The 14,698-nt window shown below is 62.5% G+C and carries 11 protein-coding genes, 1 pseudogene and 1 riboswitch; of the genes and pseudogenes, 11 read left to right on the forward strand and 1 reads right to left on the reverse strand.

Features of this window, described 5'->3' with window-relative positions; all coding sequences use genetic code 11:
• Window positions 1-68 precede the first annotated feature (68 nt).
• The 11 genes and pseudogenes from ACT53S_RS20860 (at window position 69) to atzF (ending at window position 13,590) form a co-directional block, all read left to right on the forward strand.
• Window positions 69-1,601 (forward strand): sugar ABC transporter ATP-binding protein, encoded by a 1,533-nt coding sequence (locus ACT53S_RS20860; protein WP_476068404.1) that lies wholly within the window; start codon window positions 69-71, stop codon window positions 1,599-1,601.
• A gap of 8 nt (window positions 1,602-1,609) precedes the next feature.
• On the forward strand, window positions 1,610-2,659 hold the full coding sequence (locus ACT53S_RS20865; protein ID WP_476068405.1) for an ABC transporter permease: 1,050 nt from the start codon (window positions 1,610-1,612) through the stop codon (window positions 2,657-2,659).
• An 8-nt stretch (window positions 2,660-2,667) separates the two neighbouring features.
• The gene (locus ACT53S_RS20870) at window positions 2,668-3,627 is read left to right on the forward strand and encodes an ABC transporter permease (protein ID WP_476068406.1); all 960 of its coding nucleotides are present in this window, start codon (window positions 2,668-2,670) and stop codon (window positions 3,625-3,627) included.
• On the forward strand, window positions 3,624-3,791 hold the full coding sequence (locus tag ACT53S_RS20875) for a hypothetical protein (RefSeq protein ID WP_476068407.1): 168 nt from the start codon (window positions 3,624-3,626) through the stop codon (window positions 3,789-3,791). Before ACT53S_RS20870 ends, ACT53S_RS20875 begins: the two co-directional genes overlap by 4 nt.
• Window positions 3,784-3,891: riboswitch (guanidine-I (ykkC/yxkD leader) on the forward strand. (Overlaps the previous gene by 8 nt.)
• A gap of 75 nt (window positions 3,892-3,966) precedes the next feature.
• On the forward strand, window positions 3,967-5,040 hold the full coding sequence (locus tag ACT53S_RS20880) for a putative urea ABC transporter substrate-binding protein (RefSeq protein ID WP_476068408.1): 1,074 nt from the start codon (window positions 3,967-3,969) through the stop codon (window positions 5,038-5,040).
• Window positions 5,041-5,111: 71 nt separating this feature from the next.
• A complete protein-coding gene (locus ACT53S_RS20885; protein WP_476068409.1) occupies window positions 5,112-5,930 on the forward strand; it encodes an ABC transporter permease in 819 nt (272 codons plus the stop codon).
• Window positions 5,927-6,749: pseudogene (locus tag ACT53S_RS20890) on the forward strand (ABC transporter ATP-binding protein); the annotation flags it as partial. The gene ACT53S_RS20885 and the pseudogene ACT53S_RS20890, both read left to right, overlap by 4 nt.
• Window positions 6,750-6,753: 4 nt before the next feature.
• Window positions 6,754-7,581 (forward strand): urea amidolyase associated protein UAAP1, encoded by an 828-nt coding sequence (locus ACT53S_RS20895; protein WP_476068410.1) that lies wholly within the window; start codon window positions 6,754-6,756, stop codon window positions 7,579-7,581.
• 14 nt (window positions 7,582-7,595) lie between these two features.
• Complete coding sequence (locus ACT53S_RS20900; protein WP_476068411.1) at window positions 7,596-8,249, forward strand: urea amidolyase associated protein UAAP2; 654 nt, start codon at window positions 7,596-7,598, stop codon at window positions 8,247-8,249.
• The gene (gene uca, locus ACT53S_RS20905) at window positions 8,249-11,785 is read left to right on the forward strand and encodes an urea carboxylase (RefSeq protein ID WP_476068412.1); all 3,537 of its coding nucleotides are present in this window, start codon (window positions 8,249-8,251) and stop codon (window positions 11,783-11,785) included. The genes ACT53S_RS20900 and uca overlap by 1 nt, the downstream gene beginning before the upstream one ends.
• Entirely contained in the window at window positions 11,785-13,590 is a 1,806-nt protein-coding gene (gene atzF, locus ACT53S_RS20910) for an allophanate hydrolase (protein WP_476068413.1), read from the forward strand. The genes uca and atzF overlap by 1 nt, the downstream gene beginning before the upstream one ends.
• Here atzF and ACT53S_RS20915 read toward each other — a convergent pair.
• A complete protein-coding gene (locus ACT53S_RS20915) occupies window positions 13,566-14,690 on the reverse strand; it encodes a nucleotidyltransferase family protein (protein ID WP_476068414.1) in 1,125 nt (374 codons plus the stop codon). The two genes, atzF and ACT53S_RS20915, sit on opposite strands and share 25 nt — an antisense overlap.
• Between the last annotated feature and the right edge of the window lie 8 nt (window positions 14,691-14,698).

The following is a 14,698-nucleotide window of genomic DNA, read 5'->3' on the forward strand; positions in this document are numbered from 1 at the left end:
TTCTCGTCGACCCGCGGGATCGCCGGAGGATCGATTTATCGCAAGGCGGACCGGGAGGAGCAGAAATCGTGAATGACACGACCCGTAGCGGCGGCCCGATTATCGAGCTGCGCGGCATATCAAAGTCCTTCTCGGGCGCCAGAGCTCTCGACAATGTCGATTTTTCCTGCCGCAGCGGAAGCACCCATGCCATCCTCGGCGAGAACGGTGCCGGCAAGTCGACATTGATCAAGATCATGTCCGGGGTGCTCCAGCCCGACAGAGGCGCAATCTATCTGAACGGCCAGGAGGTCCGGTTTCGCTCGCCCGCACAGGCGGCAGAGTCCGGGATTGTCTGCATCTTTCAGGAGCTTTCCCTGATGCCGGACCTGACCGTAGCGGACAATATCTCAATCTCCGCTCCGCCGCGCCGGTTTGGCCTGATCGACGGACGCGAGCAAAGGCGCCGTGCCGAAGCGCTTCTTGCGCGCATCAGATGCGAGGATGTCGACCCGGACGCGCTCGTGCGCGAGCTTTCTCTTTCACGGCGCCAGATGGTGGAAATCGCCAAGGCACTGGGCATGAAACCCAAGGTGCTGATCCTGGACGAAGCCACGTCGGCGCTGACGAGCCGCGATGTGGAGACCGTTTACGGATTGCTCGGTGACTTGAAGACCGAAAACGTCGCATCGCTGTTCATCTCTCACCGCATGCATGAGGTCGATAGGCTCTGTGACAAGCTCTCTGTTTTCAGGAATGGCAGTCACGTCGATACCTTCGCAAAGGGAGAGCGCTCCTCCGCCGAGATCGTGCGGATGATGATCGGGCGTGACGTTGAGGCGCATTTCCCGCCAAAGCCGGAAGCGCGCCGGGCGGCCCCCTTTTTCGAGATCGACAACCTGTCATGGGAAAACCGGCTGAAGGGCGTCACGCTGAGGATAGGCAAGGGGGAAATCGTTGGGCTTGGTGGCCTGGACGGACAGGGGCAGAAGGAACTGCTGCTGGCGCTCTTTGGTGTTTTGAGAGGTGTCGGCGGGCATGTGAAGGCCGATGGCGCGACCATCTCACCCTCTTCGCCGCATGATGCCAAAACCGGAAAAACTCGAATAGCCCTCGTCCCTGAAGACCGTAAGACGGAGGGACTGATGCTGCCGATGTCCATAGCCGACAATTTGCTTGCGGCTTCATTCGACAAGGTTTGCCGGGGTCCTTTCATCGACCACGGCAAAGAACAGGCGGCCGTCGCAGATGGCATCCGCAAGCTTCAAATCAAGATCAACACGCCAGCCGACGCCGTAGCGACGCTCTCGGGCGGCAATCAGCAGAAGGTCGTCATCGCCAAATGGCTGATGACCGAACCGGACGTCATTCTTTTGAACGACCCAACCCGAGGCATCGATGTCGGGACAAAACAAGAGATCTACAAACTGATGCGCGAACTGGCCGATGAGGGCAGGGCGATCTTGTTCTATTCAACGGATTATGCCGAATTGATCGGTTGCTGCGATCGTATCGCCATCATGTATGACGGCGCAATCACGACAGAACTCAGCGGCGAGGCCATCAACGAAGAAGCGATCATTGCGGCGTCGCTCAATATCAGCACGCACGTGGCGGCATGAGGCAAGCCATGGGAAATGTCGCAAGGACCCTTGCTGTCAGCTTCCGCCAAAACCGTGCCTTCTACGGCGCGCTTGCGTTGCTGCTGGTCATTTATCTGATCTATCATGGTCTTCATCCGCGCGGATTTTCATCGGCCGTGCTGGTTCAGAATGCCAACGAAACCGTCGCCATTGCGTTTCTCGCCATGGCGCAGACCGTGCCCGTCCTTCTTGGCGGTTTGGATCTGAGCGTCGGTGCGGTGATGACGCTGACCGCCTGCATTGCATCCGAACTGGTCAACGGGTCGCCCGCCGAAATCCTCTTCGGCGTGGCCACCACGCTGCTCGCCGGCACGGCCTTCGGTTTGATGAACGGTGTCATCGTCGTCTATGGTCGGCTGCAGCCGATCATCGTGACGCTGGCGACCGGCGCCGTTGCCATCGGGCTCGCCCTTTTCATCCGTCCCAAACCCGGCGGCGAGATCGATCCCGACTTGAACTGGGCAGTCACCAACAGTCTCTGGGACCTGGTCGACACCTATCAGCTGTTTGATCCGGACGCTGCATGGTTTGTCCCCTTCGGATGGATACCAACGCCATTCGTCTTGCTGATTTCGATGGCCTGCCTCGTGTGGATACCGTTTCGCAAGTCCGTCACCGGGCGGACTGTCTATGCCATCGGCTCGGCGGAGGGGGCGGCCTACATGTCCGGCCTGCCGATCAACCGGGCCAAGATTGCTGCCTTTGCTCTCGCAGGCTTCTTTGCCGCTTGCGGTGGGCTTTATCTCGCAGTCCAAACCTCATCCGGCAATGCTGATGTTATGCAGGCCGGTGCTTACACGCTCAATTCCATCGCCGCCGTCGTGCTTGGCGGTACATCGCTGCTGGGGGGCGTCGGCGGTGCCATAGCCTCGCTGGTCGGTGCCTGCATCCTGCGTGTCATTTCCTTCTATTTCCGCATCGTTTCCATTGATCCGCTCCTGCAGCCGCTGATCGAAGGGGTCGTGCTTCTTGCTGCCGTCAGTCTGGGGGCGCTCCGCACGCTGCGGGTCAAGAACAACCTGGACCTCTTTCGTTAGGTGATGGGATGACCAATTTCTTTTTCAACATTCGCCCCGAAAACAGACCGATCGTCATCTCGTCGCTCTTTATTCTGGTGATCCTGCTGATCGGTACGGGCTACACGCTGAGTGTGCAGGGCACGGCGCCGCTTCTGTCGCCCAATTACCTGTTGCAGCAATTGCAGACCGGGTCGTTCCTCGGCATCGTCGCCGCAGGGATGATGATGGTCATTCTGCTCGGGCATATCGACCTTTCTGTTCCCTGGACGTTGACCGCCTCTGCCATGATGGCGGCAAGCGTCGGGGGAGATATGGCCCTGCCAACCGGCCTCGCAGTCGGGCTGATGGTCGGTCTCGTCAACGGGTTGGGGGTGGCCTATCTGCGCATTCCCTCGATGATCTTCACACTCGGCGTCGATTCGGTCCTGCGTGGCCTCATGGTTGCCCATACGGGCGGATTCGCGCCCCAGGATCAGGCGACGCCGTTGATGCGCTTTCTCGCGGCCGACCACATTCTGGGCATTCCGGTGGCAATTTTCGTCTGGGCCTCCGTTTCGATTTGCATCGCCGGTATCCTGACCCGCACGAGCTTCGGACGCTCGATCTATGCAACAGGCAACCGGGAAGGCGCGGCCTATCTGTCCGGCATTCGCACCCGCCGTATCATCGTCGGTGCCTTCATGATCTCCGGCCTCTGCGCAGCGGTCGCCGGCGTGCTTCTGGCCGGGTATTCGGCCAAGGCCTATCAGGGCATGGGGATGCCTTATCTCCTGCCGGCGATCGCAGCGGTCGTCTTGGGCGGGACGCGCATTCTCGGCGGACAGGGTCGCTACACCGGCACGCTTGTTGGCGTGGTGTTGATTGTCCTATTGAACTCGGTGCTGTCCATCATGCAGATGCCCGAGGCCGGCCGACAGATCATCTACGGCGCAGTGATCATCGGCATGCTGCTCGCCTATGGTCGCAGCGCAAAGATAAGGTCATGACCGTGCCGGCGGTCAGCACAAACCCTTTAGGTAATGCCGACGCCCATTTTCCGGGCAGTTTTGCTCCAAATGTATGCACCAATACGCGCATGCTGGCGGCAGCGCTGCCCATTTGTCCGTTTTTTACATTTGGCACGCCATTTGCATTTTCCCAGTCGAGTTAGCCGCTAGGGTTCCGGCGCCATCAGGCGTGGCTGGTCCGAGAGCGGCTCCCGATGGAGAGACATCCCATCGGGTGCACGGCGGGACAAAAGCCCGGGAGACCTCGTAAGCCAAGGGATTGGCGGAGCGATGGTCCATGCCGATCCCTTTTTGAAGATGCAAAAGGGGAATTTCTACATGCAGACTGTCAAGACACTCCTGTCCATCACCGCACTCGCCGGCGCGCTCGCCCTCAGCCAGATGACACCGGCCGAAGCGGCGCCGAAGAAGGACTTCAAGGTCGCCTGGTCGATCTATGTCGGCTGGATGCCCTGGGGCTATGCCAATGACACTGGCATCGTGAAGAAGTGGGCCGACAAATACGGCATCAACATCGAGGTCACGCAGTTCAACGACTACGTGGAATCGATGAACCAGTATACCGCCGGAGCCTTCGACGCGGTGACCCTCACCAACATGGATGGCCTCTCGATCCCGGCCGCTGGTGGCGTCGACACGACCGCCGTCATCGTCGGCGACTTCTCGAATGGCAACGACGCCCTCATCCTTAAGGGTAAGGACAAGCTGGAGGATGTGAAGGGCCAGAACGTCAACCTCGTCGAGTTCTCGGTCTCCCACTATCTGCTGGCCCGCGCGCTCGAGAGCATCGGTTCCTCCGAGCGGGATGTGAAGGTGGTCAACACCTCGGATGCTGACATGGTCGCAGCCTATCAGACGCCTGACGTGACCGCTGTCGTGACCTGGAACCCGCTGGTCTCAACGATCCTGGGAGACGCCTCCGCGAAAAAGGTCTTCGACAGCTCGCAGATCCCGGGCGAGATCATCGACCTGATGGTCGCCAATACCGATGTGCTGAAGGACAATCCGGACTTCGGCAAGGCGCTGGCTGGCATCTGGTACGACACCATGGCCGTCATGACCGCCGATACCGAAGAGGGCAAGGCAGCCCGCACCGCGATGGGTGCGGCATCGGGAACAGACCTCGCCGGCTTCGAGGCACAGATGGCCGCCACCAAGCTCTTCGATAAGCCGGCCGATGCCGTGGCCTTCACAGCGTCCCCGGAACTTCCGAAGACCACGGACCTCGTTCGCAACTTCCTTTTCGAAAAGGGCCTTCTCGGGAGTGGCGCTCCCTCTGCAGACGTCATCGGTATCGAGATGCCGGATGGGTCTGTTCTCGGTGACAAGGAGAACGTCAAGTTCCGCTTCACCACCACCTACATGGACGCTGCCGCCAAGGGTGCGCTCTGAGGCCATGATCGCTGCCCGGAGGATGATGTCCTCCGGGCGGCGCCTGCCTCCCTGAACTCCTGGAGTGGTCGATGCGCTGGATCAATGCTCATCCCGGAAATGGCGCGCGCCTGACGCTCGTGCTCTTGCCCTTCGTGCTGGTGCTCGGCGCCTACATGATCGGCTCGGCCGAACGGCTGGCTGACAACCCGAACGACAAGCTGCTGCCCGGTTTCGCGGCCCTGTGGGACGGGATCAATCGGATGGCGTTCACGCCGGATGTGCGAACTGGCGAATATCTTCTCTGGTCCGACACCTGGGCGAGCCTCTGGCGGCTCTCCGTCGGGCTGGGGATTGCCACAGCGATCGCACTTCTGCTCGGCCTCGTCATCGGCATCCTGCCCTATGCGCGGGCAACTCTGTCTCCCTTCGTCGGCGCCATCTCCATGGTACCGCCGCTGGCGCTCCTGCCGATTCTTTTCATCGTCATGGGCCTCGGTGAGGCGTCGAAGATTGCGCTGATCGTCATCGGTGTTGCACCAATCATGATCCGCGATCTGGCCCTGACGGCGACATCCCTGCCGCGCGAGATGATTGTGAAGGCGGAGACCCTGTCGGCCTCCTCGTGGCAGATCGCATTGCGTGTGGTGCTGCCGCAGATCCTGCCCCGCCTGATCACCACGCTTCGGCTGCAACTTGGCCCCGCCTGGCTCTTTCTGATCGCCGCCGAAGCGATCTCCTCCGACAGCGGCCTCGGCTACCGCATCTTCCTCGTCCGCCGCTATCTCTCGATGGACGTCATCTTCCCCTATGTGCTCTGGATCACGCTTCTCGCGATCCTCACCGACATCCTGCTCGATCGCCTGCGAATCGCGGTCTTCCCCTGGTCCGAACTGGAGAAGGGCAAATGAGCGCGCTGTCGATCAAAAACCTCTGGAAGGAATATGGCGACCAGATCGTGCTGGAGAATGTCTCGATCGAGATCGAATCCAGAGCCTTCGTCGCGTTGGTCGGCCCTTCCGGTTGCGGCAAGTCCACCTTCCTGCGCCTGCTGCTCGGTCAGGAGCGCCAGACCAAGGGTGAGATCCTGCTCGACGGTCTGGCCCTACCGAAGGAGCCGGGCCCGGACCGCGGCGTCGTCTTCCAGCGCTACTCGGTCTTCCCGCATCTGACCGTGCTGGGCAATGTCATGCTCGGCAAGGAGCTGAAGGCCTCCCGCTTCGCCATCCGCCTGTTCGGCGCCGCGAAGAGACAGGTTGAGGACGAGGCCCGCGCCATGATCGCGGCGGTCGGGCTTGCCGGCTCCGAGGACAAGTATCCGGCCCAGCTATCCGGCGGCATGCAGCAGCGGCTGGCGCTCGCCCAGGCGCTGATCATGCGGCCAAAGGTGCTGCTGCTCGACGAACCCTTCGGCGCGCTCGATCCTGGGATCCGCGCGGAGATCCATACGCTGATGAAGACGCTCTGGCACGAGGCGCCGATGACCGTGGTCATGGTTACCCATGACATGCGCGAGGCCTTCACGCTTGCGACCCGCGTCGTTGCCTTCGAACGTCCGCGCGACCGCCCGGAGGAAAAGCTGCGCTACGGTGCGACGATCACCCGTGACATCGCCATCTGGCCGCCCCGCAAGGCGGGCGAGGCCTCCCTCATTCGCCCCGACCGGGACGGCCCGGTCTCTTCAAAGGGTCAATAGCCGGGACGACCCGGCCAACGAAACCACTGGAGATGACAATGCATATCCGACGTTCCCCCGAAGAGATCGCCGCCAACCGGGCGCGTTACGAGGAGCATCAGAAGAAGGGGCTGGAATTCGCGCCGAAGGCGCTTCCGGGCAAGAGCGCAAAACCTGCACCCGCAATCGCTGCCGACAAGATCGTGCACCAGGAAAAGCTGCCCGGCGGCTGGTACTGGTGGACCCGCGTCAAGGCCGACGAGACGCTGCGCATCGCGCTCGACGAAGGTTTGTCGACCGTTTCGGTCGTCGCCTGGAATGCCGAGGACCCGACCGAGCGCATGAACCTGCCTGATACCGTCAAGGTGCAGTGGACCACCGGGCTTGGAAAGGGGCGTGTCATCTTCTCCGACATGGGCAAGGTGATGTTCTCGATCACCGAGGATAGCTCCGGCGCCCACGACGTTCTGATGGGAGGCTCGACAGCTTCCTCGAACGCGAAGAAATATGCCGGCCAGAACGGTCCGGCGCTGCGCAACACCCGCGACAACTTCGTGCTGATCGCCACCAAATCAGGCCTCGACAAGCGCGACATTCCGGCAGCGCTTGCCCTTTTCGCACCCGTCCGTGTCGATGCCGATGGCAAATTCGAATGGAAACCGGATCTCGTTTCCGAGGGCGACTATGTCGATCTGCGGGCCGAGATGGACATGATCGTCGGCTTCTCCAACTGCCCGCATCCGCTCGATCCAAACCCGGTCTATGCCCCCAATCCCGTCAGCATCCTCAGGATCGCCGCCACCGAGCCGGCGGCGGATGATCTGTGCCGGACCGCGACTGCAGAAGCCATCCGTGGCTTTGAAAACAACGCTTTTGCGGCGCTGTGAGAGGAGAGGCGACCATGACCACTTTCATCCAGACCTCTCCCGCCCGCACGCTCTCGAACACCGCGCAGGATTACTATATCGCTGCCGAAGCGCCCTTCTCGACCTTCATCAAAAAGGGTCAGGTGGTGCGCATCGAGGACACCTATGGCCAGCAGGCCGTCGATACGCTCTTCTACAACGCCGATGATTTCTCCGAGCGTTATTCGAGCCAGGACACCATGCGCGAGCAGGGGGCTGCCTATATCTCGACCGGCACCAAGGTGATCTCCAACGAAGGCCGGGTGATGCTGACGGTCACCGCTGACAGCTGCGGCCGGCACGATACCTCTGCCGGCGCCTGCTCCTGCGAGAGCAACACGGTCCGCTTCGGCCACTATACCAAGTACCTGCATGCCTGCCGGGACAATTTCGTCATCGAGGTTTCCAAGCATGGCATGAGCAAGCGCGACGTGGTGCCGAACATCAACTTCTTCATGAACGTGCCGATCGAACCCTCAGGCGAAATGACCATCGTCGACGGCATTTCCGCCCCCGGCGACTATGTCGAGCTGAAGGCGGAGATGGACGTGCTGCTCGTCATCTCCAATTGCCCGCAGATCAACAACCCCTGCAACGGCTTCGATCCCACGCCGATCCGGGTGCTCGTCTGGGACGACGAGGCAGCCTGATGTTCAAGAAGGTTCTGATTGCCAATCGCGGCGAAATCGCCGTGCGCGTCATCAAGACGCTTCAGAAGATGGGGATCGCAAGCGTTGCGGTCTATTCCGATGCCGACCGCTTTTCGAAGGCCGTCCTGATGGCCGACGAGGCGGTGCGCCTCGGCCCCGCACCCGCCAGCGAAAGTTATCTCAACGTCGATGCCGTGATTGCCGCCTGCCGTCAGACGGGTGCGCAAGCCGTTCATCCCGGCTACGGCTTCCTCTCGGAGAACATAGGCTTTGCCGAACGGCTGAAGGCGGAAGGCATCACCTTCATCGGCCCGACGGCGGACAACATCTCCGCTTTCGGCCTCAAGCACACGGCGCGTGAACTGGCCAAGGCGAGCGGCGTGCCGCTCTTGCCAGGCTCCGGCCTGCTCGACAGCCGGGAAGAGGCGCTCTCCGCAGCGGAGCAGATCGGCTATCCGGTCATGCTGAAGTCGACAGCCGGCGGCGGCGGTATCGGCATGCAGCTCTGCGACAACGCGGATGCGCTTGCCGCTGCCTTCGACACGGTCCAGCGCACGGCAAAATCCAGCTTCGGCGATGCCCGCGTCTATCTTGAGCGCTTCGTCTCCAAGGCCCGCCATGTCGAGGTGCAGATCTTCGGCGACGGCAAGGGCAGGGTGATCGCGCTCGGTGAACGCGACTGCTCGCTCCAGCGCCGGAACCAGAAGGTCATCGAGGAAACGCCTGCCCCGGGTCTGTCCGATGCCCTGCGTCAGCGCCTGCACGCCGCCGCCGTGTCGCTCGGCCAGCAGGTCGCTTACGCCTCCGCCGGCACCGTTGAATTCATCTATGATCCCGCCCGCGAGGAATTCTATTTTCTCGAGGTGAACACGCGACTGCAGGTGGAGCATCCGGTCACGGAAGCCGTCTTCGGCGTGGACCTGGTCGAATGGATGATCCGCCAGGCCGCCGGCGAAGATGTGCTGACTTGCAAGGAAAATCTTGTGCCAAGGGGCGCGGCTATCGAGGCGCGCGTCTATGCCGAAATGCCCCATGCCGGCTTCCGCCCGAGCGCTGGTCTGTTGACGGAAGTGGTCTTCCCCGATGGCATCCGCGTCGACGGCTGGGTGGAAACGGGAACCGAGGTCACACCCTTCTACGATCCCATGCTCGCCAAGGTGATCGTGTCGGGCTCGGATCGGGATACGGCCATTGCGGCGCTCTCGTCCGCGCTGGAAGAAACCTTGCTTGCCGGCGTCGAGACCAACCTCGAATACCTCAAGGCCATCGCCGCCTCTGACCTGTTCCGGAGCGGCGATGTCGCGACCACGGCCTTGAAGGATTTCGAATTCGTACCGGATGTCGTTGAGGTGATCGCCCCCGGTGCGCAGTCGAGCCTGCAGGAACTGCCGGGCCGTCTCGGCCTCTGGCATGTCGGCGTCCCGCCCTCGGGCCCGATGGACGAACGCTCCTTCCGCCATGCCAACCGGCTGGTCGGCAACCACGATCATACGGCGGCCCTGGAGCTCACCGTCTCCGGGCCTGTGCTGAAATTCTTCTGCGATACCGTGATCGCGCTCGCCGGCGCGGTCATGCCGATGAAGCTCGACGGCGTCGAGCTGCCCCATGATCAGGCGATCCAGGTCAAGGCCGGCCAGACGCTCGCCATCGGCAGCATCACCGGTGCCGGCCAGCGCGCCTATCTGGCGGTATCCGGCGGCTTCGATGCCCCCTTGGTCATGGGCTCCCGCGCCACTTTCGGCCTCGGCCAATTCGGCGGCAATGCCACCGGTACGCTTCGCGCTGGCCATGTCTTGCGCCTGGCCCGCCGGAACCAGACCGATGTCCTGCCGGCAACGGTACCGGCGGAACTGACCCGCGACTGGTCCGTCGGCGTGCTCTACGGTCCGCATGGCGCGCCCGACTTTTTCCTCGAGGAAGACATCGAGACACTGTTTTCGACGCCGTACGAGGTGCATTTCAACTCGGCGCGCACGGGTGTCCGCCTGATCGGTCCGGCCCCCAAATGGGCGCGCACCGACGGCGGAGAGGCGGGGCTTCACCCGTCCAACCTGCATGACAATGCCTATGCGATCGGCGCCATCGATTTCACCGGCGACATGCCGATCATCCTCGGCCCCGACGGCCCAAGCCTCGGCGGCTTCGTCTGCCCGGCGGTGATTGCCCGCGACGAGCAGTGGAAGATGGGTCAGTTCAAGCCGGGGGACAGGATCCGGTTTTACCCTGTGGCCCGCGCAAGCGATCCGCTGGCGGGACCGACGGTCAAGCGCATATCCGAAACAGCCGGGTCGGCTGTGATCGGAGCGACAGAGGCGGGCAGCGTTCCTGTCGTCTACCGCCGACAGGGCGATGACAACCTGCTGGTTGAATACGGCCCGATGCAGCTCGATATCGGCATCCGCATGCGCGTCCATCTGCTGATGCAGGCGGTGAAGGCGGCGAGGCTTCAGGGCCTGATCGATCTGACGCCTGGCATCCGCTCGCTGCAGATCCATTATGACAGCACCACGCTGTCGCGCTCGAAACTCTTGGGCGCCCTCGCAGAGATCGAGAAGAGCCTCCCTCCGGTCTCCGCCGTCAAGGTGCCGAGCCGGACCGTCTGGCTGCCACTCTCCTGGAACGACCCGGATGCGGAACTGGCCATGCGCAAGTATCAGGAGCTCGTGCGCCCGAACGCGCCCTGGTGCCCCTCCAACATCGAATTCATCCGCCGCATCAACGGGCTCCCCGACGAACAGGCGGTGAAGGACACGATCTTCAATGCCTCCTATCTCGTGATGGGCCTCGGCGATGTCTATCTCGGCGCGCCGGTTGCCACCCCCATCGATCCGCGCCACCGGCTGGTGACGACGAAGTATAATCCGGCCCGCACCTGGACGCCGGAAAACGCCGTCGGCATCGGCGGCGCCTATATGTGCATCTATGGCATGGAAGGGCCGGGCGGCTATCAGCTCTTCGGCCGCACGATCCAGGTCTGGAACACTTGGCGGCAGACGGATGTCTTCGCCAAGGACAAGCCCTGGCTGCTCGACTTCTTCGACCAGATCCGCTTCTTCCCCGTGAGCCATGAAGAACTGACGGAGGCCCGCGCCGCCTTCCCGCATGGCGGCTATCCGATCCGCATCGAGGAGGGAACCTTCTCCTATGCCGACTACGAGGCGGAGATGGCTCGCAATGCAGAGAGCATCGGCGCCTTCAAGCAGGGACAGCAGGCGGCCTTCGAGGCGGAGCGGAAGCGCTGGAAGGACGAGGGGCTCGATAGTTTCCAGGTGGATGATGGCGCGGGCGCAAGCCTCGGCGGCGATATCCCCGAAGGCTGCTTCGGGGTGGAAAGTGCCGTGCCCGGCAATGTCTGGAAATTGCTGGTCGAAGAAGGCCAGTCCGTGCAGGCTGGGGATACGCTTGCCATCATCGAGTCGATGAAAATGGAAATCACCGTCACCGCCCATGCCGCCGGCAAAGTCCGCGATCTGCGTGCCGGGCCGGGTCGCAACGTCAAGGCCGGCGATGTCCTGGTCATCTTGGAGGATCTGTAATGCTGCCGACTATTCTTCTTGATCTCGCTTCGCTCAAGGCCGCCTATGCCAGCGGGCTGACCCCGCTCGACCTCGTCGAGGAGGTGATCGCCCGCCGCAAGGCTTCAGACGATCCGGCGGTCTTCATTACGGAGACGCCGGACGAGGATTTGAGGGCAGCTGCAAAGGCCCTGATGGAGCGCGCGCCGGAGCCGAACAGTCTGTCGCTCTGGGGCGTGCCCTTCGCCGTAAAGGACAATATCGATGTGGCGGGCTTGCCGACCACCGCAGCCTGCCCGGCCTTTGCCTACCAGCCGGAGAAGGACGCCACGGTCGTTGCAAGACTGAAGGCAGCGGGAGCCCTCGTCATCGGCAAGACGAACCTCGACCAGTTCGCGACAGGCCTCAACGGCACGCGGTCCCCCTATGGTGCGCCGCGCTCCGTCTTCGACAAGGCTTATGTCTCCGGCGGCTCCTCCTCCGGTTCGGCGGTCACGGTCGCGGCGGGTCTCGCAAGCTTTGCGCTTGGCACCGATACCGCCGGTTCGGGCCGCGTGCCCGCCGCCTTCAACAACCTCGTCGGCATCAAGCCGACGCCCGGCCTCGTGCCGAATGTCGGCGTCGTGCCGGCCTGCCGCAGTGTCGATGTCGTCACGGTCTTTGCTGCAACCGTCGGCGACGGCGTTGCGATCCGCAAGGTGATGGATGGCTATGACGCCGGTGATCCCTATTCCCGCAAGGCCTCGCCAGTCGCCCTACCGGCTTCAGGCCTGCGCATCGGTGTGCTCGACGGCGCCGAGCGCGACTTCTTCGGAAACAAGGCGGTGGAGGCGCTCTACGATCAGGCAATCGAGCGGGCAAAATCGCTCGGCGCTGTGATCGTCCCCTTCGACTACGCGCCGTTCCGCCAGGCCGCCGAACTGCTCTACAACGGCCCCTGGGTCGCCGAACGTCTCGCAGCGGTGAAGGAGTTCATCGGCACCAACGCCGAGGATTTCGATCCGACGGTGCGCACCATCATCGAGGGCGCCAGGGGGTACGACGCGGTGGCGGCTTTCGAGGGCCAGTACAAGCTCGGCCATCTCCGCCAGAAGGCACTTGTCGAATGGGAGAAGCTCGACGTCCTCATGCTGCCGACCTCGCCGACCACCTATACGGTCGAGGCGATGCTCGCAGACCCGATCGTCAAGAACAGCCATTTTGGCCGCTACACCAACTTCGCTAATCTCTTCGGCTATGCGGCGATCGCCGTGCCCGGCGGCTTCGGCTCGGATGGCCTGCCCAGCGGCGTGACCTTCTTCGGCCCCTCCTTCTCCGACGATGCCCTGGCCCCCTTTGCCGATGCCATGCACCGCGCTTGTGCCTCAGGCATGGGCAAGGACAAGACCGCGAGCCTGCCGGAAGCCTCCAAGGTTGCTGAGACTGACGATGGCCTTGTGACCATCATGGTCGTCGGCGCGCATCTGACCGGCATGCCGCTCAATCACGAGCTGACGGGCCCCGGCGGCAAGCTGGTGAAGACCTGCCGCACGGCCGGCGACTACCGCCTGTTCGTCCTGCCGAATACCACGCCGCCCAAGCCGGGCCTGATCCGCGAGCCGGGCTTCGCCGGCAAGGGACTGGAGGTGGAGGTCTGGAAGGTCACGCCCTCTGCCTTCGGCCGCTTCGTTCAGAACATCCCCGCACCGCTCGGCATTGGCAAGGTCACGCTCGACGACGGGTCCCAAGTGTCCGGCTTCCTCTGCGAGCCCTATGCCATCAAGGGCGCGCAGGAAGTCACGGATCTCGGCGGCTGGCGCGCCTATATTGCGTCGCGTAGGGGGTGACACTCACACCGGCAGGACCACGTCTTCCCCGATTTCCTTGCCGCCTGCCGAGAGGCAGGTGACAAGGCGGTCGAGGTCGAGGGGCTGCAACATGGCGGCGCCAGCTCGAATGGCGCCCTGCCAACCTGCACCGCGTTCCCATGCTTCCGTGTAAGCCAGCGCCAAATCCGAGGTTCGCCGGGTCTGTTGCAAGGCCTCGAACAGAAGGGCGGCTTGCCGGATATCCTTGTCGCGTTTGATGGCGTTTTGCCCGTCGGCACGTCGGCACGTCGGCGCGTTGCGACGATCAGTTTGTGGACGGCAAAACGCGCAGGATCGGGAACTGTTACGGCGATGCCGTTCTTGTGTAGCATGACCGTCCGGACCGGATCACGAATAAGAAAGTCGAGGAAACGGAGAGGATCGGCACTTGCTCCGCCGAGGGCGGGCATACGAGCGGGGCGGCCCGAATGTTCGTCAGACCCCCGATGGGACGTCAGAAACTCCACCCGATAGCCGCTGGCAGTCTGGAAAGCCGATGATGCCGTCGGTCCGCTACGATGCGGAATTGGACGGAAGGTTGGATCCACCGATTGCAGAAGCTCGATCACAGGCGGAAGACTGTCTTCGACTTCGTGGCTGATGGCATAGTCTTGGGCGATGTCGGCGTCGCCGGTAAGAACAGCGGCCATCGGTAGCCTAATGCCGAGCAGACCGGCATAGGTCTGAAAGGCAATCGTGCCGACGAGGACGCCACGGAGGCGAAACAGACCTCCTCTTGCCAAAGTCTCGACGATGTCTCCCGAAAGCGCATCCGGCGCAGTCATGCCTCCCTCTCGGGTCAACGTAGAGACCATGCGCCGGCGTGCGCGCAGATCGTCCTTCTGCAATCTGTGCGTTTCCGCACGCATCGAGATTTCCGGATCCAGCGCTGGCCCGACATAGCGTCTCGTCTTGCCGCCTTTGCCATCGGGAATGTCGAAATACCAGTATTGCCGATCATCGACTGTCACACGTTGAAAACGGCCTTCAGGCGGAAAGTCTGCCGTCCAGGCGGCATCGAGGACTCTCTGACCCAGTTCGGCAAGCATCGTTTGGTAAACGAGATCGATGGGTTTCATGGTTGAGC

Source organism: Allorhizobium sp. DMC15 (genome assembly GCF_056314065.1).